General features: G+C 39.9%; 27 protein-coding genes and 1 rRNA gene (1 of these 28 only partly in view). 7 read left to right on the forward strand and 21 right to left on the reverse strand.

What is annotated here, in order from left to right; translation table 11 throughout:
- Window positions 1–300, reverse strand: a 16S ribosomal RNA gene (locus FHG08_RS02150) (it extends 1,236 nt beyond the left edge of the window).
- 635 nt (window positions 301–935) lie between these two features.
- Between FHG08_RS02150 and FHG08_RS02155 the strand changes: the two genes are divergently transcribed.
- Complete coding sequence (locus FHG08_RS02155) at window positions 936–1,415, forward strand: RNA-binding protein (RefSeq protein WP_055013410.1); 480 nt, start codon at window positions 936–938, stop codon at window positions 1,413–1,415.
- On the opposite strand, the gene murI is transcribed toward FHG08_RS02155, so the two are convergent.
- The gene (gene murI, locus FHG08_RS02160; protein ID WP_178956684.1) at window positions 1,378–2,166 is read right to left on the reverse strand and encodes a glutamate racemase; all 789 of its coding nucleotides are present in this window, start codon (window positions 2,164–2,166) and stop codon (window positions 1,378–1,380) included. The genes FHG08_RS02155 and murI overlap by 38 nt on opposite strands.
- 66 nt (window positions 2,167–2,232) lie before the next feature.
- Window positions 2,233–3,357, reverse strand: coding sequence for a DUF5610 domain-containing protein (locus FHG08_RS02165; RefSeq protein ID WP_178956685.1), 1,125 nt, complete (start codon window positions 3,355–3,357; stop codon window positions 2,233–2,235).
- 164 nt (window positions 3,358–3,521) lie between these two features.
- Here FHG08_RS02165 and trmA point away from each other — a divergent pair, with 164 nt between their 5' ends.
- Complete coding sequence (trmA, locus tag FHG08_RS02170; RefSeq protein ID WP_138608198.1) at window positions 3,522–4,619, forward strand: tRNA (uridine(54)-C5)-methyltransferase TrmA; 1,098 nt, start codon at window positions 3,522–3,524, stop codon at window positions 4,617–4,619.
- 9 nt (window positions 4,620–4,628) lie between these two features.
- Here the strand turns inward: trmA and FHG08_RS02175 are convergent, their stop codons facing one another.
- The 5 genes from FHG08_RS02175 to ccoG form a co-directional block, all read right to left on the reverse strand.
- Window positions 4,629–5,081, reverse strand: coding sequence for a DUF523 domain-containing protein (locus FHG08_RS02175; RefSeq protein ID WP_109875875.1), 453 nt, complete (start codon window positions 5,079–5,081; stop codon window positions 4,629–4,631).
- Window positions 5,082–5,143: 62 nt separating this feature from the next.
- Complete coding sequence (locus tag FHG08_RS02180) at window positions 5,144–5,782, reverse strand: thiol:disulfide interchange protein DsbA/DsbL (protein ID WP_008113400.1); 639 nt, start codon at window positions 5,780–5,782, stop codon at window positions 5,144–5,146.
- A gap of 19 nt (window positions 5,783–5,801) precedes the next feature.
- Entirely contained in the window at window positions 5,802–6,425 is a 624-nt protein-coding gene (locus FHG08_RS02185; RefSeq protein WP_036980428.1) for a thiol:disulfide interchange protein DsbA/DsbL, read from the reverse strand.
- A gap of 36 nt (window positions 6,426–6,461) precedes the next feature.
- Entirely contained in the window at window positions 6,462–7,436 is a 975-nt protein-coding gene (locus FHG08_RS02190) for a serine/threonine protein kinase (protein WP_055013406.1), read from the reverse strand.
- A gap of 78 nt (window positions 7,437–7,514) precedes the next feature.
- Window positions 7,515–8,945, reverse strand: coding sequence for a cytochrome c oxidase accessory protein CcoG (ccoG, locus tag FHG08_RS02195; RefSeq protein ID WP_010393031.1), 1,431 nt, complete (start codon window positions 8,943–8,945; stop codon window positions 7,515–7,517).
- A gap of 283 nt (window positions 8,946–9,228) precedes the next feature.
- Here ccoG and FHG08_RS02200 point away from each other — a divergent pair, with 283 nt between their 5' ends.
- Together FHG08_RS02200 and FHG08_RS02205 are read left to right on the forward strand one after the other, a co-directional pair.
- On the forward strand, window positions 9,229–9,588 hold the full coding sequence (locus tag FHG08_RS02200; protein ID WP_010393028.1) for a hypothetical protein: 360 nt from the start codon (window positions 9,229–9,231) through the stop codon (window positions 9,586–9,588).
- Window positions 9,588–9,794: a hypothetical protein gene (locus FHG08_RS02205; protein WP_010393026.1), complete on the forward strand. Its 207-nt coding sequence runs from the start codon at window positions 9,588–9,590 to the stop codon at window positions 9,792–9,794. The genes FHG08_RS02200 and FHG08_RS02205 overlap by 1 nt, the downstream gene beginning before the upstream one ends.
- A gap of 32 nt (window positions 9,795–9,826) precedes the next feature.
- Here FHG08_RS02205 and FHG08_RS02210 read toward each other — a convergent pair whose 3' ends face one another.
- The 13 genes from FHG08_RS02210 to gspC all read right to left on the reverse strand — a co-directional run bounded on the left by FHG08_RS02210 (window position 9,827) and on the right by gspC (window position 21,856).
- Window positions 9,827–10,414 (reverse strand): UPF0149 family protein, encoded by a 588-nt coding sequence (locus tag FHG08_RS02210; protein WP_138596731.1) that lies wholly within the window; start codon window positions 10,412–10,414, stop codon window positions 9,827–9,829.
- A 21-nt stretch (window positions 10,415–10,435) separates the two neighbouring features.
- The gene (locus FHG08_RS02215; RefSeq protein WP_138608184.1) at window positions 10,436–11,194 is read right to left on the reverse strand and encodes a type II secretion system protein N; all 759 of its coding nucleotides are present in this window, start codon (window positions 11,192–11,194) and stop codon (window positions 10,436–10,438) included.
- Between the two features lie 3 nt (window positions 11,195–11,197).
- Entirely contained in the window at window positions 11,198–11,671 is a 474-nt protein-coding gene (gspM, locus tag FHG08_RS02220) for a type II secretion system protein GspM (protein WP_178956686.1), read from the reverse strand.
- Window positions 11,668–12,876 carry a type II secretion system protein GspL gene (gene gspL, locus FHG08_RS02225; RefSeq protein WP_178956687.1) on the reverse strand — a complete coding sequence of 403 codons (1,209 nt, stop codon included), beginning with the start codon at window positions 12,874–12,876 and terminating at the stop codon, window positions 11,668–11,670. The genes gspM and gspL overlap by 4 nt, the downstream gene beginning before the upstream one ends.
- A complete protein-coding gene (gene gspK / locus FHG08_RS02230; RefSeq protein WP_178956688.1) occupies window positions 12,873–13,859 on the reverse strand; it encodes a type II secretion system minor pseudopilin GspK in 987 nt (328 codons plus the stop codon). The genes gspL and gspK overlap by 4 nt, the downstream gene beginning before the upstream one ends.
- Window positions 13,859–14,524: a type II secretion system minor pseudopilin GspJ gene (gene gspJ / locus FHG08_RS02235; protein ID WP_010393015.1), complete on the reverse strand. Its 666-nt coding sequence runs from the start codon at window positions 14,522–14,524 to the stop codon at window positions 13,859–13,861. The genes gspK and gspJ overlap by 1 nt, the downstream gene beginning before the upstream one ends.
- Complete coding sequence (gene gspI / locus FHG08_RS02240; RefSeq protein ID WP_010393012.1) at window positions 14,525–14,899, reverse strand: type II secretion system minor pseudopilin GspI; 375 nt, start codon at window positions 14,897–14,899, stop codon at window positions 14,525–14,527. It lies immediately after the preceding gene.
- Entirely contained in the window at window positions 14,899–15,486 is a 588-nt protein-coding gene (gspH, locus tag FHG08_RS02245; RefSeq protein ID WP_178956689.1) for a type II secretion system minor pseudopilin GspH, read from the reverse strand. The genes gspI and gspH overlap by 1 nt, the downstream gene beginning before the upstream one ends.
- A 49-nt stretch (window positions 15,487–15,535) precedes the next feature.
- A complete protein-coding gene (gene gspG, locus FHG08_RS02250) occupies window positions 15,536–15,958 on the reverse strand; it encodes a type II secretion system major pseudopilin GspG (RefSeq protein ID WP_178956690.1) in 423 nt (140 codons plus the stop codon).
- A gap of 70 nt (window positions 15,959–16,028) precedes the next feature.
- Window positions 16,029–17,264, reverse strand: a complete 1,236-nt coding sequence (gene gspF / locus FHG08_RS02255; RefSeq protein ID WP_010393005.1) for a type II secretion system inner membrane protein GspF — start codon at window positions 17,262–17,264, stop codon at window positions 16,029–16,031.
- 2 nt (window positions 17,265–17,266) lie between these two features.
- Window positions 17,267–18,832, reverse strand: coding sequence for a type II secretion system ATPase GspE (gspE, locus tag FHG08_RS02260; RefSeq protein WP_232735523.1), 1,566 nt, complete (start codon window positions 18,830–18,832; stop codon window positions 17,267–17,269).
- Window positions 18,825–20,888: a type II secretion system secretin GspD gene (gene gspD / locus FHG08_RS02265; RefSeq protein ID WP_178956691.1), complete on the reverse strand. Its 2,064-nt coding sequence runs from the start codon at window positions 20,886–20,888 to the stop codon at window positions 18,825–18,827. The genes gspE and gspD overlap by 8 nt, the downstream gene beginning before the upstream one ends.
- A gap of 23 nt (window positions 20,889–20,911) precedes the next feature.
- Window positions 20,912–21,856 carry a type II secretion system protein GspC gene (gspC, locus tag FHG08_RS02270; protein ID WP_178956692.1) on the reverse strand — a complete coding sequence of 315 codons (945 nt, stop codon included), beginning with the start codon at window positions 21,854–21,856 and terminating at the stop codon, window positions 20,912–20,914.
- Between the two features lie 196 nt (window positions 21,857–22,052).
- Here gspC and hslR point away from each other — a divergent pair, with 196 nt between their 5' ends.
- The 3 genes from hslR to FHG08_RS02285 all read left to right on the forward strand — a co-directional run bounded on the left by hslR (window position 22,053) and on the right by FHG08_RS02285 (window position 25,136).
- Complete coding sequence (gene hslR / locus FHG08_RS02275; RefSeq protein WP_010392996.1) at window positions 22,053–22,475, forward strand: ribosome-associated heat shock protein Hsp15; 423 nt, start codon at window positions 22,053–22,055, stop codon at window positions 22,473–22,475.
- Window positions 22,476–22,487: 12 nt separating this feature from the next.
- Window positions 22,488–23,333: an Hsp33 family molecular chaperone HslO gene (gene hslO, locus FHG08_RS02280; protein WP_178956693.1), complete on the forward strand. Its 846-nt coding sequence runs from the start codon at window positions 22,488–22,490 to the stop codon at window positions 23,331–23,333.
- A 264-nt stretch (window positions 23,334–23,597) separates the two neighbouring features.
- Window positions 23,598–25,136, forward strand: coding sequence for a phosphoenolpyruvate carboxykinase (locus FHG08_RS02285; RefSeq protein ID WP_138608169.1), 1,539 nt, complete (start codon window positions 23,598–23,600; stop codon window positions 25,134–25,136).
- Window positions 25,137–25,285: the final 149 nt, after the last annotated feature.

Here is a 25,285-nt window from a genome sequence, read left to right on the forward strand (position 1 = left end):
TCATCCTCTCAAACCAGCTAGGGATCGTCGCCTTGGTGAGCCATTACCTCACCAACTAGCTAATCCCACTTGGGCCAATCTAAAGGCGAGAGCCGAAGCCCCCTTTGGTCCGTAGACATTATGCGGTATTAGCAGTCGTTTCCAACTGTTGTCCCCCACCTCAAGGCATGTTCCCAAGCATTACTCACCCGTCCGCCGCTCGTCAGCAAAGTAGCAAGCTACTTTCTGTTACCGCTCGACTTGCATGTGTTAGGCCTGCCGCCAGCGTTCAATCTGAGCCATGATCAAACTCTTCAATTAAAAAGTTTTATGTCTTTCGACAGCTCAATGAATTCTGAATTTATTTAATATCTTTCGATATTGAATTGACTGTGCTGCAATTCCTACCTAAGTAGTTATTGCTGTTGGTCACTCAGTTTCAATTGAGACTCTAAATTTGTTTGCCTCACTACCTAAGTAGCTTGGCTGTTAGAACTCAATCTGTACGAGTGCCCACACAGATGATTGCTTTATATTGTTAAAGAACGTTGCGATTAAAGCGTTAAACTTTATCTCGCTAGGGCTGCGCATATTACGCTTTCCTATTTTTTTGTCAACACTTAATTTTGTTAAACTTGAAAGTTTTCAAAACTAAGTTTTACTCGACTCTCTGAGTAGTTCGTGCCTCGCTATGCGTTGGCGTTCCCCGTCTCAGTGGGGTCGCATTATAGGGAGATCCGAAAACAGATCAACCTTTTTTTTAGATCTTTTTACTGTTTGCTCAACTTTCAGGCAAATAGTATCAAAATGGTATGGAAAGAGCTTACTTTAGGTCGTTTTTTGCACTCTTATTAACTATTTACTATAAATTTCATTGCTATGTTCAATTAAGACGTTAAGATAGCAAGTTCACAATGTTAAATTAATGTTTATTTCCTGTTTATTGGTAGATCAAAATGAAATTACCCGATCAAAAATCTTTTATCTTTGCAGTTATTCTTGCTGTTGTTGGTTTTGTTATCGTTAAGTTTGCACTTGCAAGCCTAGCATTAGACCCTGCACTACTATTTGGTGCTGGTTTATTAATTGGTGGACTTGTCATTGCTGCAATGTCATCAGTAAGTGCAGAAGAAGCCGAAGTAAAAACAAAAACACTTTATGTTGGCAATCTTCCTTATCGCGCAAATGAAGGCGTTGTACGTGCTTTGTTCGAAGAGCAAGGCAAGGTATTTAATGTTCGTTTATTGAAAGATAAGAATACTGGCAAACGTCGCGGCTTTGGTTTTGTTGAAATGGCTCAAGCTGATGCGGATAACGCAATTGCTAAGTTAAATGATAGTGAGTTCCAACAACGTACTTTAAAAGTACGTGAAGCAAAACAAAAACAAGAAGATGATTCTAACTCTTATCGTTCAGAGTCGGATCAAACAGTGTAACTTGCTTAACGGCTAGTTTATCACTACATATATCAGCCGTTGCATAATACCGCAGCGGCTTTTTTATGCCTGCTTGATCATCGCTTAAATTCAGTAAAGATCTAACTCGCTTAGCAATAGCCGCACCAGAATCTAACAACTCTATATGTGCTTTAAAGTAATCACTAATTGGTTTAGCAAGAATAGGAAAGTGAGTACAGCCTAATACCAGCACATCGATATCTTTATTAATATTTAATCGGTTTAACTCAGCGTGCAGCTTTTCTATATCTAAGTATTGGGTAAAAAAGAATGCTTCTGCCAGGGTGACCAATTCAACACTACTATATAAGCTTGTAGTTATAAGTGAGGCATGCTCTTTAATCAGTGTATCCGTATATGAACTTGCTACTGTAGCAGGGGTTGCCAATAATCCAATATGCTTTGATTGTGTTATTTGTGCTGCGGGCTTAATCGCAGGTACAACCCCTACAATTGGAATATCTGTTATTTGACGTACCGCACTTAATGCAGATGTTGAGGCGGTATTGCAGGCTATAACAATTAAGTCGACATTGAGCGACTCATTTTTGATAAATTGGATTAGTCCACATAAGCGACTAATTATAGTCTGCTGCGACTGTGCACCATAAGGCAATAATGCATTATCCATGAAGTAACTATATTGAGCGTGAGGAATGCTTTGCTGAATATGCTCAAGTACTGTGGTTCCACCTATACCTGAATCAAATACCATGATGTGCGCTGACAAACTACCATTCCTACTCTTTACTTAGAACGGCAGTTTGCCATGAGGCTTTTATAAAAGAAAGTAGTTTTACTCAGCGTTTAGTTTTGCAGTAGCTGTGTTTAATTTATCTAAGTTTTCAAACATGGTGTTAGTGTAATCAACCAGTTTATCTATTTCTTGTTGATCTTGATTTAGCCATTGAATGATACCTGATAGCTGGCTTTCTAATCCTAGTGTTTGCGCTTTAGAGTAAGCCGATTTTAGATCATCATTAAAAGGTGCGACGGTTTCGGCAATGGCCTTTTCTGATGTTGGCTTAATTTGTTCATACTCTTTAATAGCTGCCACAGTTTTGCTTTGACGTAAGTCCATTGAAAATGCCACCAGCTGTTCATTTCCTAAGCTGAGTTCTTGGGCTTGTTCAAATGCTTTATCTAAGTCGCCACTGAAAAAGGTTTTACTTACATCTTGTAACTCTGCCATTAAATCATTTATAGCTTGCTGTTCGTCTTCATTAAGCTCTCCATTTACTGACATAGAAAATGACAACTCACGAGACTCAGAAAATTGCGTACTAAATGCTTGTGAGCTTTCAGTTTGCTGATAGCGACTAGATGACTGGGATTGGTAAGCGTCTGCAAAACTAATACTCACCTCATCACCTTCTGCGGTGGTAAAAGTATAATCAGCGCTGTTACTAAGGTTCACATATTGCGATTGACTAACCGTTACACTTGCTGGCTGAGGATTAAATAAGTTCTGCTCAAATTTATCAAGGCCATTAAAGATGCCCTCTTTTGATTTATCAATACCCTCTTCAAGCTCTTGATTAAATACGCCCATGCCTTTTAATTCATCGACAGCTTCATCAACACCTGTTTGCACGCCTTTACGTGCCTGGTTGAGTATATCTTGTAGCTTGTCATCATCGGCACCATTGGCTTTGGCTTTTTTTACTGAGCTGGTCACAAAGTCTAAAACATTTTTGACTACTTCATTAAAATCAAACAATGGTTTGTCTTTTTTCGCTTCAGCAACCGGCAAGCCTAATTCTTTTGCCATTTTGTCACCCAATACGGCAGCAGCCAATTCTTTTCCGCGTTGCTGATAGCTAGTTGGTGGGGAGTCTATTTTAGGCTGTGGCATTGCTTGCTTAGTATTGTATTTATTGGCATTGCTGTTTGGAACAAAACTAAAGTTACCTATTTTCATGAGAAGACTCCTATTTAGACATACTCTTATATCGGCCAAGTAAGCCTATACTGTAGTAAAATGCTTAAAAAAAGCTCACTATATTTGATCAAAACTAGACAAATACGCTTCGCTCCCTACAATAGCGCCGATAAACAGATCTCAACGATAAGGTTATACCGTTAATGGCAGTTATAAATATAGATACCACGCAGTACGATGCACAATTAAATGAAAAAGAGCAGCGTATTACAGAGCAGTTTCAACGTTTCGGTGTAAAACAGTTAGAAGTATTTAGCTCTGAGCCTATTAACTACCGTCAACGTGCAGAATTTAGAGTATGGCACGATGGTGACGATCTGTTTCACATTATGTTTGATCAACAAACGAAAGATAAAATACGTGTTGATACCTTTGACCCTGCAGCTCCTTTAGTAGGTGAAGTTATGCAGGTAATGATTGATAACTTAAAAGGCTGCGAAGTACTGCGTCGTAAATTATTCCAAATAGATTATTTATCGACCCTCAGCGGTGAAATTTTAGTAAGCTTGCTTTATCACAAGCCACTTGATGAAAACTGGTTAACTGAGATTAATGCCTTAAAGGAAAAGCTAAGTAGCCAGTACAAAATTGACTTTATTGGCCGTGCACGTAAGCAAAAAGAAAAATTAGGCGATGACTTTGTTACTGAGCGTTTAATGGTAAATGGCCAAGAGCTAATCTATCAACAGGTAGAAAATAGCTTTACTCAGCCTAATGCGAAGGTGAATATTAAAATGTTAGAGTGGGCACAAGAGCTATGTAAACCACTAAACAATGATTTACTAGAGCTGTATTGTGGTAACGGAAACTTTTCAATTGCACTTGCGGGCTCATTTAATAAAGTGCTGGCAACAGAAATATCAAAATCGTCTGTGCATTCAGCGCAATATAATATTGCTCAAAACAAAGTAACTAACTTAGATATTATTCGCATGTCGAGCGAAGAGTTTACTCAGGCAATGAAAGGCGAGCGTACTTTCTCTCGCTTAGATGGTATTGACCTTAGTAGTTACAACTGCCAAACCATTCTAGTCGACCCACCTCGTGCTGGCATGGATACCCTAACGTGTGATTTAGTGGCTAACTATGAGAATATTATTTATATATCATGTAACCCAGATACGTTAGAGCGTGATCTTGATCACTTATGCCAAACCCATGAGGTTAAGCGCTTTGCAATATTTGATCAGTTCCCTTACACACACCATATTGAATCTGGTGTATTTTTACAGAAAAAATAAAATCCAATACTATAATGCCAGCGCCTTGATAAGTGCTGGTATTTGCTCTTCACTAAATACTTTAACTTGATGCTTTACCAATAACTTAGCGGTCAGCCCCATGCCTTTTACTTTCACCCCACTATGGCTTCCATCATAAATTGTATTACGGCCACACGAAGGACTAGACTCTTTTAGTAAAGCAAAGCGAATATTATGCTTATTACAAAGGGCTAATGCTTTATTAGCGCCAGCTTCAAATGCACTTGTTACATCCTCGGCAGTATTTGTAATAACTCGATTTTGCTTTATCTCAGCGGGCGCTCTAGGCACGAGTAAGCCACCAGCAATCTCAGGACAAAATACGATTAATCTATTTTGCTTTTGCCACAAATTAAGTTGAGGGTGCAATATTGTTTGGCCTTTACCATCATAACGAACTGGCAAACCTAACAAACAACTTGAGATTAAAATTTTTTCCATAATGAATTTTCTTCTCCAAATAAAAAAGCTCCTTTCGGAGCTTTTTTATTTCACTAAACTAATTATTTATTTGCTAAGTAGTTAATAAGTGCGCTTACATCTTCTGGCGATGAAATACCTGACTCGCCACCTAAGTTAAGCTTATATTTACCATTAACAATAAATGTTGGAACGCCACGCAGTGCCCCTTTTCCTTTAAAGTAATCTTGGTCGCGCTTCATTTTAGAGCTCAGTGTACGTACCGAGAAGCTTTCAAATAATTTATCAAACTTGTCGCCATCTACACCTTGCGCTAAAAATACATCTTTTACATCTGCAAGCTCATTAAAACGAGCACGCTTTGCGTGAATGTGGTCAAACATCGCTGAAATAATTTTATCTTTTTGCGGTAGTACTTCAGCAGTAGCTAGTGCTTGGCTGATCATGGTTTGATGTTCTGGGTCACGAACGCCCACGAAATCCACATGGCTTTTCTTAAACTTTACGTTTTTGTCTAGCTTAGGTTTGATCTCAGCAAGCAGTGGCTCCATGTTATTACATGCAGGGCAGTAAAAAGAGAAAAACTCTTTTACTTCTGGCTTTCTGGTTGCACGATCAGAGACGACATCATAATGTACGCCCTCTTCGTAAGTGGCAGCAAAACTGGTTGCAGCTAAAGGGAGTAATACAGCAAGCAACCCTGCTTTAACTAATTTGATCATTATTATGGTGCTCCAAAAATTATAGTTTTAGTAAAAAGCTAATTAACTCATCAAGTTCTTGTTGGCTCTTGATTGTATTAATATTGATTTTATATTTGTCATTTACGATAAATGTAGGTACGCCAGTTAATGCGCCAAGCTCAGAATATTTATTCTGCTTATCTTGCATGGCACGTTCAGCTGCTATGATAGGCAAACTAGCAATATCATTATCAAATGTGCTGTTATCAATTGCGTTAAGCTCTAATAACTTCTTAACGTCTTTAATTTCTGTTAATGGTGCACGCTGAATATGGATGCTTTTAAAAATTTGCGCTGTTACTGCTTCGGCTTGACCATGTTTTTTAGCAATTAAGTAAGCAAAGCTCAGGTTACTTTGTGCTTGTGGTGAAACGCCCCCTAAAAAGTTAACATGATTTTTTACAAACTCAGCCCCTTCAGGTAAGTTTTCTGCAATCCCTTTTGCTACCGGCTCAAACTTAAAACAGTGCGGGCAATAGAAAGAGAAGAATTCGGTTACGTTTGGCGTTTTACTCTTTTCAACGTCAATCACAGTATATTGATTACCTGCTTCAAAGTTGGCAGCTAGTGCTGCGAAAGGTAAACATAGGATCAGTAAACTTAGTTTTAATTTTTTAAGCATGAATATCTCGTTATACTTCTTTTTTAAATAAAAATATTATGGCAATAATTTTAACGGGGCTTCTTGCAAAGCTGCAAGCTGTTCTTTAAGCGCTAAAATTTGTTGCTCCCAGTATTTGTCATCTGCAAACCATGAAAAGTTCCGTACAAAAGCTGGATCGCTCCAACGTTTTGCAACCCAACCCATGTAATGAATCATACGCATGGCGCGAAGCGGTTCGATCAGCTTCAGTTGTGAGTGATCAAAATCACAAAACTCTTCATACGCATTCACTAAAGTGTCTAACTGTAACAGCTGTGTTTGTCGATCGCCACTGAGCATCATCCATAAATCTTGAATTGCAGGTCCTTGGCGGCTATCGTCTAAATCAACAAACATCAGCGCATCCCCAGCCCATAAAATATTACCAGCATGGCAGTCTCCGTGTAAGCGAATACTGTCTACATTTTTATATTGCAGCTGCGCTTGGGCAATAACTAAATCTAAAATAGTGTAAAAGGAAGTTTCTAGTCCCATAGGAACTAAATTACTTTTTTGTAAATGAACTTTAGCTGTATGCAGGTATTCATCACAGCTAACGATTGGTCTTTGGGTAAAGGGCTGCGTTTTCGCTACTTGGTGCATGCGACCAATTAAACGCCCTAGTACGTCAAGCTGATCTAAATTATCGACTTCAAATAAACGCCCGCCTACACTTGGGAATAAAGTAAATAAATACCCTTGGTGTTCAAATAAGCTTTGCCCATTATGCTTTATTGGCGCAACCACCGGTACTTCTGCGGCTGCCAGTTCAAAAGCAAAATCATGTTCCTCTTGAATTTGTGCTTTGCTCCAGCGCTCAGGCCGATAAAACTTAACAACGTAACGTTTTCCACCCTCAGCTACAAATTGATACACTCGATTTTCGTAGCTATTTAGCGCTAGCAACCCTGACTCAGCGTAAATATCAACGCTTTCGATGGCATCCAAAATAAGATCTGGGGTTAAGTCAATAAAGCTAAATTTACTCATATACTTCTTATATAAAAGAAAAGCGGGAATATCCCGCTTTTTTGTTAATATCAGTGTTCGTCTTTTAATACAGACTCTTTATCGCGCTTTAAAAAAGTTACTTTGCTGCGATATTTGGTTATCGGGTTCGTTTATTGGCGACAGTACAAAGTTAAACTCGGTCATTGGCGCTTTTAAATCATAAGGGTCCATTACTAATGATAACGGCACATTATGCGATTCACCAGCGTTCACCGTAAAGGTGGTATCACCTATGTATTTATAGTTATCTAACCCTTTAACATCAATAGAGAATGTTTGCTCGTACTGTGCCTTATTAATCACTTTTAAGGTGTAGGTGTTTTCAACTAAGCCATTAAAATCGACACGATACAACTGATTGCGATCACGGATAATATCAAAGTCCATAGGTTTACGCATAGCTATATTGGCTACCAACGCACCGGTAAGTAAGACTAAAATAATACTGTAACCAATCAGCTTAGGACGCAGCGGATGAGTTTTATTCTCTGGGGTTTCCAAGTTACGCTCGGTGGTATAAGAGATTAGACCTCGAGGATAATTCATTTTGTCCATTACGCCGTCACAGGCGTCAATACACGCGCCACAGTTTATACACTCGTATTGCAGACCATTACGAATATCAATCCCAGTTGGGCAAACCTGCACACACAAGTTACAGTCAATACAATCACCTAACCCCAGCTCTTTTGGGTCTTGTTTACGCGAACGTGGCCCGCGGTTTTCACCACGCGCTTCATCGTAGCTTACAGTAAAGGTGTCTTTATCAAACATTGCTGACTGAAAGCGTGAGTATGGGCATATATGTAAACACATAATTTCGCGCATCCAACCCGCATTACCATAAGTACAAATAGTAAATACAATAATACTAACTAAGGCATAACCGCCTACGTTAAAGGTAACAAATTCTGGGAGTAGTTCGCGAATAGGCGTAAAGTAACCAACAAAGGTTAACGCTGTATATAGAGAAAATAGCACCCAACTAGTGTGCTTTGCGGTTTTTCTCCAGAATTTATCAAAATCCATTGGCCGCTGATCTAACTTTTTACGTTGATTAGCACTGCCCTCAAATTTTTCTTCAAACCAAATAAAAATAAAGGTCCATACTGTTTGCGGACAGGTATAGCCACACCATACGCGGCCATAAAAAGTAGTCACTAAAAATAGAGCAAACGCCGCAAGCATAAAAATAAATGCAAGAATAGTGAAGTCTTGTGGCCATAGGGTTAAACCAAAAATATTAAACTTTTGCTCCATTAGCTCAAACAACACAGCTTGCTGGCCATTAAAGTTGATCCAAGGCAATAACATAAACGCTAGCATGCCTAAAAAGCCAATGCGTTGTCTTAGTAATTGATGAAGCCCTGTAACCGCACGTACATAAATGCGATTGCGGGGGTTAAATCTATCTTCTTGACGGCTCAGATCAGGTTTTTGGATCTTAACCTCTGTTGGTATGTTTTTTACTTTAATTTGCTTATCCATTGAAGTTCCTCAACGCCGCTAGGAAATAAAAATTCAGCAATCTTTTTGTACTTTTCGCCTAAGTGTAGCAACTTGCATGCTAAACATAATACGCTTTAAGTCGCACTTGTATACTTTCAGATATTTCAGAAATATCTAACTACTGCCTCTTATTATACGCATATTAGCTAAAATTACTGACTAGATTGCTAATAATTTATTCAATTTGTGACTTGCTTTTAAGGTGTATTTTATTACACTTGCCGGCTACTAAAGTGTTGTTTGGATCAAGGTTTGTATATTTATGAAGAAATTTTTTATACTAGTGGTTGTGATCCTAGCATTTTTTACCGTTGATCATCCTTTGGTAAAAGAGCCGCGCGAACGGTTGCTCGGTGATGGTATCGGTTTGTTAAGCAGCTCAACTAAAGTAGATCGCTTTCCTGTAGCAACCATGACGAGAAATAAAGTGAATCAACAGTTAGCACTTTCTCGTTCTGAGCAAGACTATGTTGCTAAAACATTTACTACGGATGAATCAGTCAAGTTATTTGAACTACGCTATTGTCGCCAAGGTGATCTAAACCTCTATTTTTACGAAGAACGATTACTTACTGTATGTCGTATTATCAAAGAGTCATTAGCGCAAGCGAGAGTAAAGTAATGGATTTTTCTGGATTAAATAAAAAAGCAAGTAACTCATTTCATAAACATCGCACCATGCTTAAGCAATTGGCACAGGGTAAAACGTTAAAATGCGAACATTGTAATGGCGTATTAACCCTTAACTTAGCCACCAGCGAGCCTGGTAAGGGAGTAATACAGTGCAAACAAGGTTGCACTGATATTGAATTAGAAATTGGCGGTTAGGTGTTAAGAATAACGATTGAGCGCTAGAAAACTTACTCTTCCCACCCTTCATCAGTATATAAACCACTGTTAAGCGCAACAATTTCGATAAGTTCAGCAAAACCTAACGCAAAGTCGCCCATTAGCTCGTACTGCTGCTCACATAAGTGCAATTCATCAATATTATTTTGTTGTGCAATTTGCACAATGACTGGTTTATCGAGTGCAAAAAAACTGAGCGTAGCCTGTGCGCTTTCAAGCGCTTGCTTGTATTGAATGTCTAGTTGCTCACTTGCTAATAACTTATGGGTATACGCTTGGCTTGCGGTTAAAAAACCCGCTGACCACTGCTGGCAAAAGTCATATTCAAACTCAGCGGGTAACTTATAACCCAACTCAAATACTTGCTCACTCACCTGATGGTGTAATGCCATAAACAAAAATAACATGTCTTCATCAAGGTCGTTTGCTGTATCAGGGAGAATATTTTCTAACCATTGGTGAACTTCTAATGGCTCAGGTGAACATATAACGCCAAATAAATAACCTTGGCTTTGGGTAAGGCTCATTGCGCCTGATTGGGTATTTAAAAACTCGCTGAGCAGCTTAGCATGCTGCTCAGTAAACTGAGGTATTTGCATTAAAACTCTTTATATAAAATATTAAAATTTAAGTGGGTAACGACCTTGGTTATCTGGTCTGCCTAAAAACTTCACCGCGTCATGTACCTCTTTGGGTAAAGTTAGATCAGGTTTAACATATCCCGCAACTTTAAAGTCAAAATTAGCCTTTAGTGTAGCATCTGCTTCTAGCCCTAATCTATTGTCTGGCTCGATGAGTATAGCAACATCGCCCGACTTACAACTTAATTTGCCACTAAGATCACCAATATTGAACCAACCAGTTAAACCTTGTACGTCAATATCAGGACTGGCTATTTCACCTTGTAGTGATTGGCAATATGGCGCTCCAGAAACGTATTCATCGAGCTCTAAAATTACACGTCCTTTAGCAGTAACTGGTAACGGTAAATCAATTCGCTGCATTGCTCGCTCAACCGTTGAACGCACTACAGTATCAGTTATTTTAAGCTCATCACTTGCTAGTGAATAACTAATATCTGCATAGCCCGATATGTCACTGCGTTCGCGAGGATTACCAAAGCGTAAGTTAGTATTCACTTGAGCTTTAAATAACGCCCAGCCAGATATATCCCAGCGTACATTATTTAATTGCTCACCTTCAAAGCGCAGCTGCATAACTTGTCCCTGCCACAACGTGCCAGCAGTTTGTCCTATTTCTAGCTGCGGTGGAAAATACGGTTTAGCTAAATTTACAGCAACCGCAGCCGGTAATTTAATAACGCTAAAAACAATAAAGCTCATTAAAAAAACGATGGATAATATTATTATTTTTTTCATTAACTACTTCTCTAATACTAAACGGCTTACGCGTACATAACCGGATTTATCATCTTGGCTTAAATCTAGATTTTCTACGCTTAAACCATGCTGATTAACGAGCTCATCAATCCATTGGATTAATAGATTAAACTCTACTGAGTCGAGCGTTAAACGAAGTGAGTTATCATTAGGCTGCATTTTACTAATATTAATGCTGTAACGGCCGCGCGTATTATTAACTATTTGGCTGAGATTTTGATTACTCACAGCTTGCGTTTTACCCGCGGCTTTGAGCTTAACAATACTCTCGTCTACCCAGGCTAACAATTCTTGCTGTTTTATTTGTGATTGCTGTGCCCGCTCTATCGCAGTATTTAAAGGCCTAAAAACCCCCATCACCAAAACAAAAATGATAAATACAACGCCTGCAACCATAATTAGTTGTTGCTCTTGCTCTTTTAATGAACGCCAATATTGCATTAACTGCTGCTTCATTGTGCACCTCGCAGTCTGATTTCGCCGACGATAAAATCGCCATCATTATTTAACGAGCCCTGCTCAACAGTAACCCCTTGCTGCTCTAGAATGGCTTTAACCTTACCAAAAGTTTGAAAGTCTTTACCACGCGCTCGAATGCGCAATTCATTACGGCGTTTGTCAAAGCGTAATGTTTGTGGCGTAAACTCACTCACTTGCGAAAACACGCTAACCAATTTACTGGTTAAATCTAAAAAGCCAGCATCGCTAACACCTTGTACTTTATTCAATGCACCCTGTATTTGATTTTTAATTAAATGAGGGCGTACTCGTGTGCCGGGAAAGGCTTTTTGATATCGCTCTACTACTTGCGATTTAGCTACTTCTAGCTGCGAATTAAGCTGATGCAATTCAACCGCTTTAATAGTCACACTTGATACCAAGGCAACCACACTAATAATGGCAGCACTTTTCCAGTAACCCCACCATAACGCAGTTTTCTTTTTAAGGGTGTAAGGTCCTTGACGCAAATTAAACTTAAGTTTATCAAGTTGTTTAGCAAATAATGCTAACGGTAACTCATAGTCACTTGTTTGCGGATATAAGTTAAGTGCTTCAGGAAACTGATCAGCGGGGCTGTAATGCTTGATATCTGGGTTGCCTAATGCTACTAAATACTCGTTTAGCCAACTGCTTTCAACCGCGCTAATGTGCCAGTCACCTTGTTTAAAGAGCCACTGTTTATTAAGTTCGATGGCAGTAACACATGACTCTTCAGCGCTTGGCAATAGTAATGCATCCGGTACTATTTGATACGGAGTGAGTTGATGTTGTTCAAATACTTCTAACCAGTGCTCAAACCAATCACGGTTCGTTAGCGCAATCTTAATTGCATGCTGCTCATCAACCATAGTTGGCTCCCCAAGCGCGATATAAACGTCGTCTATATCACATGCAATATCTTCTTCGAGCATATAGGGCAATGCTTGCTCTAATTTACGGCTCCACTTTGTTGGCAGTGTCACCGTTTTTAATTGCACCTGGTCACATGGTAAAAGTACCACAAGTTCTCGGGTTAATGCTTTTTCAGTTAGTTCACTTAACTGATTGGCATTTTGTAGCTCGCCACTGGCTATTATTTCTTGTTCTTGTGGTGAGTATATTAACCAGTTAAGTAAATCTTGCTCGGTTTGACCCGTGCGGATCAACAGTATCTCTGTCACTGTACGCCTCCAAATTTTCGCGCCAGTATCGTTACCTCGCCATTGCTGGCATACAGTAATGTGGTCATCGAAAAACGCAAATCAACAAATTTTGCCTGCGTTTGTAATTTAAAATATTCACTTTTTAAACTAAAAAGTTTTTCTACTGCTTTGATATTTTTGCCGCCTTGTTGTTTAACAGACTCAAAAAACTCTTCAATATTATCAAAGCCATTTTCAGGTCGCGCTGCAATTACCGCTTGAGCACCCGAAACACTCAGTTCGTCTATTAGGCCACTGAACAATAAAGCTTGCTCTTCAGTGACCGTATTAACATTAATTGAAAGTAACGTACTGCCAGGGATCACACAGACAAAAGGCAGCACCTTTTCCATCACTAAAGGGTTAAACCCTTTAATTAAACGCAGTTCAGATACCGAAGCAAATAGGTTATTTGCTGTCATGTACGGAAACTGACGCGATAAATACTCGCCCTCTTCAGCTCCTGAGCGATACGTAATACTATTTTTATCCAACCAGTCAAAAACACTATCAGCCATACCTTCTTCAGACTCATCACTGGGTAAGTCTTCTATATTTTCTAATATGGCAAACAACGCTTTATGCGCAGGGTTCGTTTTATTAGTACTGTTTGAGTCAGGCTCAGCACCAAGCGCATTTAAGTTTAAACAAGCTTGTAAATCAGTTAACTGACCGCTTAACGTGCCGTTATCAACTGGATACTTAACATCACCTTGCTTTGCCCACGGCTGCGCTAAGGTGGTTTTTTCTGGATCGTCTTTTTTACTTTGAATTAAGCCTTTAATAGCTAATTCTTCAGCGCCATAAGCATACCATTTAGCCTGTTGCTGACTTTGCAAGTTAGTACTTCTTTGTACCTGTAACATTAAGTTCGCACTCATTTCTACGGCTAAAATAGCAGCCAGCGCGACAATAAATAACACAATAACTAACGCCGCGCCGCGTGATGTTTTTTGATTCATCAAGGCGTTCCTCGGCCATTTGGTTGCGATTGGTTAGTACCATCATTAACCGGTTTTGGTAGCTCTTTACCGAGTCCTGGCACTAAAAAAACGCGCCTAATTGGTTCTGCGTTCATTTGCTTTAACGTTACAGCTACCGCTTTAGGTAACGCCTTAATTTGCCAGTTTTCTTGCCACTCTGCGTTACCATCTAAAAACTCAAATTTAAGCTCTTCTACGTCAGCTAAAACAACTTGGCTACGAGGCTCCATATTATCAAGTTGATCAACATAAATGCGATATACTCGTTCTAAGTTGTCATCAATTACTCGATAACCAACAGCTTGCAGCTCTGAGCGAGGAAGTAAATTAATGGGATTCATCCAACCATCACGCACAAAGGCAATGCCATCAAGCTGGCTTTCTAAAATGTAGCGCCCTGCAAGTAAGTAACTCTCTTGAAAATCCCCAGCTTCATTACGCACTTGGCGTTTAGTCATTTGGCTAAAGTCTTGATCCATTAGCCTGAAGGCTGTTTGTAACCCATTTAGCTCAGCAATTTTTTCATCTGATGCTTCTTTGGCACGCGTGGTGGTATCAAGTATTTGGTGGGTGGCCATAATAACAAACGCCAACACTCCTAGTGCCACCATCACTTCTAATAATGTAAAACCGCGCTGCTTCACTTATGGCTTACCTTTATTTAGGTAAGTACTTAACTCATAAATTGAATTTTCATACTTATCATCTGTAAACACATTAATAGTGACCTTTACAAAGCTCTTATCCGCAGTGGGCACAACATCTTGGCGCCAAAACCATTCAATCCCCGCCATCATCTCAGTACCGCGGGTACCATTTTTACCTTGCCATTTTTCGCCTTTCGTTCGTTGTTCTACCAATACATTCTCAGCTACCCATGAGCCATACGTTTGCTCTTCAATGCTAGATAAGTGATGAATATGCTCACCAGTTGCTTGCATTGCAGCAATACCCGCCATAGCACAAATACTTAGCGCAACTAAGACTTCTAATAAGGTAAAACCTTGGTATTTTTTCATTATTGGGGCTCTCGACGAAAATCAACTGGCGCAGCAAATTTACCTTCAATAAAATATACCGGCTCCGCCTGATCTTTTAACTCAAGCATGAGCTGAAATGCACTTACATCAGCAGAGGATAAAAGAAGTACTTGAGGAACTTTTAATTTTTTAAGTTCTAATAAGCTATCTTCATTATCGCCACTCATTAACTCACGCCAGTTAGACTGCTCTAATAAGTTATCTTGTGCCCAAGGTAGGTCTTCTAAATTAAGTGTTACTTTAAATTGCTGGTCAAACTCAATTGGTTTAAATAACTCTTCCCGCTTAAAGCTGGTCCACTTTTCGCCATCAAACACTAAAAATTCAAGCGTATTTTGATCAACTAATAAACCTAACTCTACCTGGTTAAGTACGGCAAATTCCGATGCGGCATTAATGGTGGTATGCAGCCTACTTGCTTGCTTATCTAGCTCTTCCTCTGCGCCGCCATCTAAGCTGTATACCACCATTTTGGTGGCAAAGGCGATGATCACCAATACCACTAAAATCTCTATTAAACTAAAACCATATTGCTTTGCACCTAGGTGCTTAAGGTTTACCCGCATGGTAAACCCCTATTAACTAAGTTTAAGCGTATGATAAAGTTAATGCCCATTACTGCTTATCTTCATCCCAGTTACCAATATCATCATCGGTAGCCGGTTCGCCATCGGGTCCCATAGAAAAAATGTCAAACTTACCAATCTCTCCTGGACTAATTAGTTGGTAATTTTTACCCCACGGATCTTCTGGTAATTTGCTAATAAAACCACCATCTGGGAAGCGTTTTGGAATAGGCTCAATACTAGTTTTAGTCACTAATGCCTCTAAACCTTGCTCTGTACTTGGGTAGCTTTTATTTTTAAGCTTGTACAAACTCATAGCATCTTCTAACTGCTGAATATCTAAATGCGCTTTATCAATAGCCGCTTCTTCTTGCTGACCCATAATATTAGGTGCCACAATCGACATGATCATCCCGATGATAACCAATACCACCATCACTTCTAATAAAGAAAAACCTGATTGTTTATTCACGTTATTACCTCGTTATTCTAAAAACACTAAACAAAAATGATTTAAGTAAATCATTAATATAAAAAAATAATTAAAGGCCAACAGCCTTATTCATTGCCATAATTGGCTGCAAAATTGCCATTACTATAAACAGTACAATGACTGCCATAGAGGCAATCATTGCGGGTTCTAATAATTTTAATGACACATTGACCATACTTTCAAACTCGCGATCTTGATTGTTAGCGGCTCGCTCTAACATTTGCTCAAGTTCACCAGACTTTTCACCACTGGCTATCATATGCAGCATCATTGGTGGAAACAACTTAGTTTGCTGCAGTGAAGCACGTAGGCTTGCCCCTTCACTTACTCTTTCTGCGGCATCAGCCACAGCTTGTTTGATTTTTTCGTTAACTAATACCCCACCAGAAATACGCATTCCTTCTAGTAGCGGTACTGAACTTGACGATAAAATACTTAAAGTACGAGCAAAGCGCGCGGTATTAATCCCTCTAGCAACTTTACCTATGCCTGGCATATGTAATACTTTTGCATCCCACCAAAACCGTACCTTAGGTTTTTTAAGCGCATACTTGATTCCAACCGCGGTAGCGGTGATCACCAGTAAACTTATAAACCAGTAATTTTGCACAAAATGACTACCCGCCATAACCCACTCGGTAGTCCAAGGTAAAACTTGTTTGGTTTTTTCGAACGTTTTTAATATTTTAGGTACTACGGTACCTAATAACACCGAAACAATACCAATAGCAAACACCACCAAAATAATCGGATACACCATAGCCTGCGTAATTTGACTGCGCATATGTTGGCGCTGCTCGGTATAATCAGCTAGCCTGTTGAGCACTTGATCTAAGTGACCTGACTTTTCACCTGCCGCCACCATAGCGCGGTATAAATCGTCAAATACATGCGGAAACTCACTCATCCCATCAGCCAGGGTATAACCTTCCACTACTTTAGAGCGCACCGACATTAACATACGTTTTAAGCGTGGTTTTTCACACTGCTCAGCAACCGCCATTACCGCCCCTTCTACAGGTAGGGCAGACTGAATTAAGGTTGCAAGCTGACGAGTGATCAAAGCGAGATCGGCTGTTGATATGGTTGGTTTAAATAAAGAACCGAGTAAAGGAGCTTTTTGACCTTTAACTTGTTTGTCATCTTGCGCAGCAGGCACAACCTCAAGTGGTGTAAGCTTTTGATCGCGCAGAAGCTGACGAACTTGCTTAGCTGTATCGGCTTCTAAAATACCTTTTTTTTCTTTTCCCCGGCCATCTAATGCGCGGTATTCAAACGCTGCCATAGTTAGCCTTCCTCACGCGTTACGCGCAGCACTTCTTCAAGCGTTGTTTTACCTGCAAGCACACGGCTGCAGCCATCTTGACGAATGCTTGGGCTGTGTTTACGAATGTATTTCTCTACGCTTTGCTCACCTTTACCGCTGTGGATCATTTCACGAATGGTTTCGTCGACGACTAATAACTCGTGAATACCAGTACGACCTCGGTAGCCATTAAAGTTACACTCTTCACATCCTACCGCGCGGTAAATCGTTGGAGCATTGTCAAACGGTACGCCGAGTAATTCACATTCACGCTCATCTGCAACGTGACCTTCTTTACAGCTATTACATAAAGTACGTACCAAGCGCTGGGATAATACCCCTAGTAATGAAGACGATAATAAAAACGGCTCAACGCCCATATCTTCCATACGAGTGATTGCGCCTGAGGCGGTATTAGTATGTAACGTAGACATAACTAAGTGGCCAGTAAGTGATGCTTGTACACCAATTTGGGCTGTTTCTAAATCTCGTATCTCACCGACCATAACTACATCAGGATCTTGACGTAAAATAGCGCGCAGACCACGGGCAAAAGTCATATCAACCTTGGTATTAACCTGTGTTTGGCCAATGCCAGGAATTTCGTACTCGATTGGATCTTCAACCGTTAAAATATTGCGATCCCGCGAGTTAATTTGGCTCATACCTGCATATAGCGTGGTACTTTTACCAGAGCCTGTAGGGCCTGTTACTAAAATTATACCGTGAGGCTTGCTAATTAAGTCGGCAAACAGCTCTCGGTTTCGAGCTGTCATACCTAAGTCTTCTAAGTTTAAACGTGCATTGTTTTTATCAAGCAAACGCAGTACCACTCGCTCACCAAAGCTCGATGGCATAGTCGACACACGCACATCTACAGCGCGCCCAGCGATACGTAAACTAATACGGCCATCTTGCGGTATGCGTTTTTCTGCAATATCGAGTTTGGCCATTACTTTAATACGCGATACCAACAAAGAGGCTAGTTTACGATTAGGCTTTAGAACTTCTTTGAGTACGCCATCCACCCGAAAACGAATAACCAGCTCTTGCTCAAACGTTTCAATGTGGATATCAGAGGCGCCTTCTTTAATTGCCTCACTGAGCATGGCATTAATCAGCTTTATAATAGGTGCATCGTCGTCACCGGCAAGCAAGTCTTCTGTTTGAGGGAGCTCATCAGCTAGTGAGAATAAATCAACCTCATTACCAATATCTTCCATCATTTGCTGAGTTTCTGAGCTATCACGTTGATACGATGCTTCTAGTAATAGCTCAAACTTATCATCTTCTAGTTGCTCAAGTGTAAAGCCATGTCCTGCAATACGACGCACTTCTAATAATACATCAACATCAAGCTCACCACGGTAATACACAATTTGGTTATCTTTATGCTTACTGAGTAACGCGCCAACACGTCTGGCATAAGAAAACGGCAAACGTTTTGCAGGCAGTTCAATTAAGTCATCTTGAGCAAGCTGTTCATCATTACTATGAGTAATTGGATGAACAACATCTTGATTAATATCTTCTATCGCATTAGTCATCATTACGCTCTTGTGCATTTTGTTTGCGTAAATGCTCTTCATACGTTGGTGGTAACAACAATTCGTCATTCCACTCAGGTAAAATAGGTGTGTCTGACATTGGCATTAAATTAATACCATCTTCACGTTTTTTAAATTGTTCACCGCGAATAAAGTTATATTTATTAAAGCTAAGTTTATTCATACTAACGCCATCGCGAATAATGGTCGGTCTTATAAATACAATAAGATTACGCTTACGCTTTGTTGTATTAGTTGACTTAAATAAGTGCCCTAAAATAGGGATGTCGCCTAGTAATGGCACTTTTGACACGCTTTCTTGTACATCTTCATCTATCAAGCCGCCTAATACCACCATGCCGCCATCATCTGCCATTACGGTTGTTTTAATTGCGCGCTTATTGACTGAAATATCAACTGCCGTTGCACCACTTACACTGGAAACTTCTTGTTCTATAGTCAACTGTACCGCTGAACCATCATTAATTTGCGGTGTCACTTTAAGCTTTATACCCACTTCTTGGCGCTCAACCGTCTGGAATGGGTTCGTATTATTACTACCTGTTTGCGAGCCAGTAATAATTGGCACTTCTTGGCCAACTAAAATAGACGCTTCTTCGTTATCCATAGTGGTAATAGAGGGAGTCGCTAGAATATTAGAATTAGTATCAGTTGAAACCGCTTGTACGATTGCGCCCCAATCGTTTTTAATCACTCCCATAGCTAAACCATTAATACCACCAAGTAATGATGCAAGCGGGCCGTAGTCGCCTTCTTTTGTTTCATCATATTCAGTTGGAGTACCCGTCTCTGTTCCAATAATTGTTTTAGTTATTGTTGTGTCACGAGCTTGCTCAGCAGCTACAGCTAAAGCACCGACAGGCACAGTGGTACCATTATTAAATTGCAGCATGCCGCCTTCTTCTGAAATCCATTGCAGACCAAAGTTAACGCCATCGCCTTCCATTACTTCAATTATAATGGCTTCCACTAGTACTTGTGCGCGGCGAATATCTAAGCGCGCAATAACAGACTCTAGTGAACGCATTGTATCTGGCTGAGCGGTAATAACTAATGAATTAGAATCTGGATGAGCTTCAATGCTAGTGTCGTTCTTATTACTACTGCGAGTTTTGGTTGCCCCACCTTTTGAGTCCTCTGCCAGCGATTTGCTCACACCTTGGAGTACTTTTACTAAATCTTCGGCCTTTGCGTAATTGAGGTAAAACACTTTGGTATTACCTTGGCTTTCCAGTTCTCCATCTAAACGTTTAATGAGCTCAATGGCACGTGTGCGTGCTTGGCCTTCACCACTGACAATCACACTATTAGTACGACCATCAGCTACGACTTTAGGAATTAAAAACTCAGGTACGCTACCCTTACCACTATCTTTATAGATATTTTCAACTACTGAGACAACATCATCAGCCGTTGCAAACTTGAGCTTAACGATATCGACTCGCTTATCACCCGCTTGATCAACAGAGCGAATAATTTCTACTAAGCGGTTAACCGAGGCTGCATGACCAGTTAGCATCATTACGTTGGCCGCGTTAAAGTTAGCAACGTGACCACCGTCTTTTTGATCGCTAAATTGGCGAACTAAAGGGCCTAACTCTTGTACGCTTACATTTTTAACTCGCACAACCCGTGTAATCATCATATCGCCAAGCGCTTGGCTATCAGCAGTAATTAATGGCACGTTTGATTTTTTAGCATCTGAGCTTTTTTCTATTTTTATTATGTTGTTGTCCATTTCAACGGCTGAATAACCGTAAACTTCTAAAACATTTAAAAAGAACTGATAGTAAAGCGCCTCATCCATTAATTCATAACTACGTACATTTACTTTGCCACGCACGTTAGGATCAATAATGATGGTTTTATTAAGGTTTTTGCCAACAATATTAATAAACTCATTAATATCTGTGCCCTTAAAGTTAGCAGCATATTCAACAGCAGCAACCGACATAGAAAGACTTGCCGCTAAAAAAAGTGCTGCATACTTAGCTAACCCTTTTTTAATTTTTTTGAGGTGTAGCACCTGAACCATTATGTTAAAACTCCAAAGCTAAGTTATTGCAGACTAAATAGTACATCTATTTGCTCACCATCACGCTCTATTGTGATAGTTGCATCTGTACTGTTTCGCAGCTCATTCATTGCTGCCATTGCCTGTTTTAAATCTGTTAATTGATAACCGTTAATTGCCACGGCTAAATCGTTATTTTGTAATCCCATTTGTTTAAATAGTTCGGGCTCTTTACCTGGACTCAAACGATAACCTATAAGTTCCCCATCATTCATCGCTTGAGAAACACGTATATAATCAAATAGCTTACCAGGTTCTTCTAAAAGCTCTTCGCGAGTTTCTATTAATGCTTCTTTCACCTCAAGGTTGGCAGTGGCATCAATTTGTTCATCGCTTTGTGCTGAAGGCGCTAAAGGTCCCATTTCAGACTCATCTCGTGCAGCGAGTACTGGCATTGATACTGTTTTAGTAAAGTCGAGTCCATCAAGCATTAAGGTTTCAAAGCGGCCACTTACATCTAAAATCACACGATCTGGGAGTATTTGCGATACTTTCGCACGTGTACCTTGCACCACATCCTCCACTAAATAACTCGTCTGGCGACCTTGTGACTCAATAATAGCCATTCCCGCTTTATCATCATTACTCACAGCAACAATACCGGTTAAGTTAATACTAAGACGCGTTTCAGGGGCATTATTGATAACTTTAGTTTGCGAAGCAGTATTGGTATTTTTTGTTACATTTACTTTACCAAATAAAAATTGCTCAATGATCGAATCTATAGACTGGTTATTACCGCCCATTGCTTGGCTAGAGTGACTAATAGGAACAAGGGGCGATGTTATTGGCTGCGGCCATAATAACCACATCAATTTTGATAATAAAAATGCAATATAAACAACAACTAAAACCATAACCATTGCACTTAATCTCGCGTGCGGTAAACGGCTTAATAAATGTTTAAATTGTTGAACGTGCTGTTCCATAGGTAGTATTCTTATTTTAATTTATAACGAAATCACTCAGCCATAGTACCTTTTCATTTTTCATTCAACAAGCACGCTAATATTAAACTTTGTAAACAGATTAATTTATTTATCGTATCAGCTATCAAGCAATAGCTACATGCGGTAACGGTTTCGTGATAATTTACCTAGGCAGTAAATTTACTAGGGATGTTTTATGACAAAGAAAACTAAACTCAATGACAGCTCAGAAAACGCTGACGCACTTAAAGTGAGGTTGGACAAATGGTTATGGGCGGCTCGATTTTATAAAACGCGTGCAATAGCTCGAGAAATGGTACAAGGCGGCAAAGTACATTATAATGGGCAACGCAGTAAGGCTAGTAAAATTGTAGAAATTGGCGCAGTTATAAAGCTAGCTCAAGGCGTTGATGAAAAAACCATCACAGTATTAAATATACTTGAAAAGCGCCAAAGCGCCCCCATTGCACAGACCATGTATCAAGAATCTGATGCTAGTATTGCTAAGCGTGAAGAAAATAGTATTGCACGCAAAAATAACAGTTTCTTTGCCCCTCATCCGGATAAAAAACCAGATAAAAAGCAAAGACGCGAACTTTTAAAAATGAAATCAAGTTAGGTATAGCCGCTCATGCAACAAGATTTACTTCACCGCTATTTATTTGACAACCTCGATGTTCGTGGCGAACTCGTACAAATAGACAACGCTTACAATGAAATGATTGCGAAACACAATTATCCAGAGCCCGTTAAAGCATTATTAGGTGAGCTGCTTGTTGCAACCTGTTTATTAACAGCAACGTTAAAGTTTGAAGGCGAAATTGCAGTTCAACTACAAGGTGATGGCCCCGTAAAATATGCGGTGATCAATGGTGATGATCAACAAAATATGCGTGGTATTGCGCGATTACAAAGTGAAGTAACTGGCTCAACGGTAAAAGAGCTCATTGGCCAAGGCTACATGGTTATCACGATTACTCCAACTCAAGGTGAGCGTTACCAAGGTATAGTGCCTTTAGAGCATGATACATTAAGTGAATGTATAGAAAGCTATTTTGAGCAGTCTGAGCAATTAAAAACACGCCTTTGGTTTGCAACCGATACTAAAGAGGGCAGCGCCAAGGCATGTGGGCTATTCTTACAAGTACTACCTGTAGATAAGCAAAAATCGATTGAAGATTTTACTCACTTAGAAGCACTCAGTAATACTATTAAAGATGAAGAACTACTAGAGCTTGATGCCAGTACTATTTTAACGCGCCTTTATCATGAAGATAACCCACGCGTATTTGACCCTCAACCAATTCAATTTAAATGTGGTTGTAATCGCGAAAAAACGATGACTGCTTTAGTTAATGTTGGTCAACAAGCGCTTATGGATGATGTCGAAAAAAATGGTGAGATTAAAATGAGCTGCCATTACTGTTTAAAAGATTATGTGTTTAACGAACAAGATATAAAAAATATATTTAACTAATCTAGATATTTTAAAGCACACTATAAAATAGCCATAATTTTTTATGGCTTTTTTATGTCCAAAAAATGACACCGGTATCACAAGCTGAGCATTTTTCATGACACCGGTATCATTGAAATTATTCATGTTTTTCCCTTAATTTATATGTTTTTACGGTGTTTATAAGCTCGAATATCCTTAATCCATCTGTTACTATATTTGCAGCTTAAAGGTTACTAAGACCCAGAGCTATCCCGTTCAATCTCACACAATTTAGGTATAAACATGACTTCAAGCGCTACCCGTTTTGTCGATCTAACTGCAGCTGAACTTGTCGAACACGCTATCAGCCGTGGCGAAGGGACTTTAGCCGCCAATGGTGCTTTTGTAGCTAACACTGGTCGTCGTACCGGTCGTTCTCCAAAAGATCGTTTTATTGTTCAAGAATCAAGTACTGAAAATGAAATCCAATGGGGTAATGTAAATCGCCCATTCGATGCAGATAAGTTTGACGCCTTATGGGCACGTGTAGAAGCACATGTGCAAAGTAACGACCACTTTATCTCTCACCTTGAAGTAGGCGCTGATCCAGAGCACTACCTTCCAGTGGTTGTAACAACAGAAACTGCTTGGCACCATATCTTCGCTAAAAACATGTTCATCGAACCACAATCATACAACAAAGCCGACTTTCCTCAGTGGCAAGTAATGAACGTACCTTCGTTTGTATGTGATCCAGAGCGCGATGGTACCAATAGCGATGGCACAGTTATTATTAACTTTGCACAACGTAAAGTGTTACTTGCTGGCATGCGCTACGCGGGTGAAATGAAAAAATCGATGTTCTCTGTGCAAAACTTCCTACTACCAGCGAAAGGTGTATTACCAATGCACTGTTCTGCTAACGTAGGTGAAGCAGGCGATACCGCATTATTCTTTGGTTTATCTGGTACAGGTAAAACAACATTATCAGCAGATCCGACTCGCTTCTTAATCGGTGATGACGAGCACGGCTGGGCACCTGGTAGTGTATTTAATATCGAAGGTGGTTGTTACGCTAAATGTATCGACCTTTCTCAGAAAAACGAACCTGTTATCTGGGACGCTATTCGATTCGGTACAATTTTAGAGAATGTGGTACTTGATGAAAACCGTGTTCCTGATTTCAACGATACCAGCCTAACTCAAAATAGCCGTGCAGCTTACCCACTAGAGCACGTTGAAAAACGTAAAGTTGAAAACCGCGCAGGTGAGCCTAAGGCTGTTGTTTTCCTAACATGTGATGTGAGTGGTGTACTACCGCCGGTATCTGTACTAACAGAAGAAGCTGCAGCATTTCACTTCCTAAGTGGCTACACAGCAAAAGTAGGCTCTACAGAAATTGGTTCTACTAGCGATATTGAATCAACATTCTCAACCTGTTTTGGTGCACCTTTCTTCCCACGTCCTGCAGGTGTATACGCAGAGCTTCTAATGAAGCGTGTACGTGAATTCGGCGCTAAAGTTTACCTAGTTAACACTGGATGGACAGGTGGTCCTTACGGTATTGGTAAGCGTTTTGATATTCCAACAACACGAGCTGTTGTGGATGCAATCGTATCTGGAAAATTAGCCGGTGTAGAAACCCAACACATTGACGTGCTAAACCTAGACGTACCAGTTGCAGTGCCGGGCGTAGATAGCAAGCTTCTTAACCCAATCAATACCTGGGAAGACAAAGCTAAATACGCAGAGTATGCGGCTAAGCTAGCATCTGATTTCACAGAAAATTTTGCTAAATACGACGTATCTGACGAAATTAAAAACGCAGGCCCTAAAGTTTAATAATCACCTTTAGCCTGATAATTAAAACGCCAACCTTGAGTTGGCGTTTTTGATCCTACCTATTTTACTTCAGCAACGTAGTTATTTTAATAATTGCTGATAAGCCACCTATTAGCTAAAACGTTTCCCTATGTTTTGTGCATTTCTTA

Source organism: Pseudoalteromonas sp. Scap03, from assembly GCF_013393115.1.
Classification (GTDB): Bacteria; Pseudomonadota; Gammaproteobacteria; order Enterobacterales; family Alteromonadaceae; genus Pseudoalteromonas.

Coding starts and splice junctions, on each gene's coding strand:
- gspC (WP_178956692.1), bottom strand. CDS start 21,856: ATGGAACAGCACGTTCAACAATTTAAACATTTATTAAGCCGTTTACCG.
- gspD (WP_178956691.1), bottom strand. CDS start 20,888: ATGGTTCAGGTGCTACACCTCAAAAAAATTAAAAAAGGGTTAGCTAAG.
- hslO (WP_178956693.1), top strand. CDS start 22,488: ATGCAACAAGATTTACTTCACCGCTATTTATTTGACAACCTCGATGTT.
- trmA (WP_138608198.1), top strand. CDS start 3,522: ATGGCAGTTATAAATATAGATACCACGCAGTACGATGCACAATTAAAT.
- gspE (WP_232735523.1), bottom strand. CDS start 18,832: ATGACTAATGCGATAGAAGATATTAATCAAGATGTTGTTCATCCAATT.
- FHG08_RS02215 (WP_138608184.1), bottom strand. CDS start 11,194: ATGAAAAAAATAATAATATTATCCATCGTTTTTTTAATGAGCTTTATT.
- FHG08_RS02285 (WP_138608169.1), top strand. CDS start 23,598: ATGACTTCAAGCGCTACCCGTTTTGTCGATCTAACTGCAGCTGAACTT.
- gspI (WP_010393012.1), bottom strand. CDS start 14,899: ATGAAAAAATACCAAGGTTTTACCTTATTAGAAGTCTTAGTTGCGCTA.
- gspK (WP_178956688.1), bottom strand. CDS start 13,859: ATGAATCAAAAAACATCACGCGGCGCGGCGTTAGTTATTGTGTTATTT.
- FHG08_RS02175 (WP_109875875.1), bottom strand. CDS start 5,081: ATGGAAAAAATTTTAATCTCAAGTTGTTTGTTAGGTTTGCCAGTTCGT.
- ccoG (WP_010393031.1), bottom strand. CDS start 8,945: ATGGATAAGCAAATTAAAGTAAAAAACATACCAACAGAGGTTAAGATC.
- gspH (WP_178956689.1), bottom strand. CDS start 15,486: ATGCGGGTAAACCTTAAGCACCTAGGTGCAAAGCAATATGGTTTTAGT.
- gspM (WP_178956686.1), bottom strand. CDS start 11,671: ATGAAGCAGCAGTTAATGCAATATTGGCGTTCATTAAAAGAGCAAGAG.
- FHG08_RS02180 (WP_008113400.1), bottom strand. CDS start 5,782: ATGATCAAATTAGTTAAAGCAGGGTTGCTTGCTGTATTACTCCCTTTA.
- FHG08_RS02210 (WP_138596731.1), bottom strand. CDS start 10,414: ATGCAAATACCTCAGTTTACTGAGCAGCATGCTAAGCTGCTCAGCGAG.
- FHG08_RS02205 (WP_010393026.1), top strand. CDS start 9,588: ATGGATTTTTCTGGATTAAATAAAAAAGCAAGTAACTCATTTCATAAA.
- gspF (WP_010393005.1), bottom strand. CDS start 17,264: ATGGCAGCGTTTGAATACCGCGCATTAGATGGCCGGGGAAAAGAAAAA.
- FHG08_RS02155 (WP_055013410.1), top strand. CDS start 936: ATGAAATTACCCGATCAAAAATCTTTTATCTTTGCAGTTATTCTTGCT.
- FHG08_RS02200 (WP_010393028.1), top strand. CDS start 9,229: ATGAAGAAATTTTTTATACTAGTGGTTGTGATCCTAGCATTTTTTACC.
- FHG08_RS02165 (WP_178956685.1), bottom strand. CDS start 3,357: ATGAAAATAGGTAACTTTAGTTTTGTTCCAAACAGCAATGCCAATAAA.
- hslR (WP_010392996.1), top strand. CDS start 22,053: ATGACAAAGAAAACTAAACTCAATGACAGCTCAGAAAACGCTGACGCA.
- FHG08_RS02190 (WP_055013406.1), bottom strand. CDS start 7,436: ATGAGTAAATTTAGCTTTATTGACTTAACCCCAGATCTTATTTTGGAT.
- FHG08_RS02185 (WP_036980428.1), bottom strand. CDS start 6,425: ATGCTTAAAAAATTAAAACTAAGTTTACTGATCCTATGTTTACCTTTC.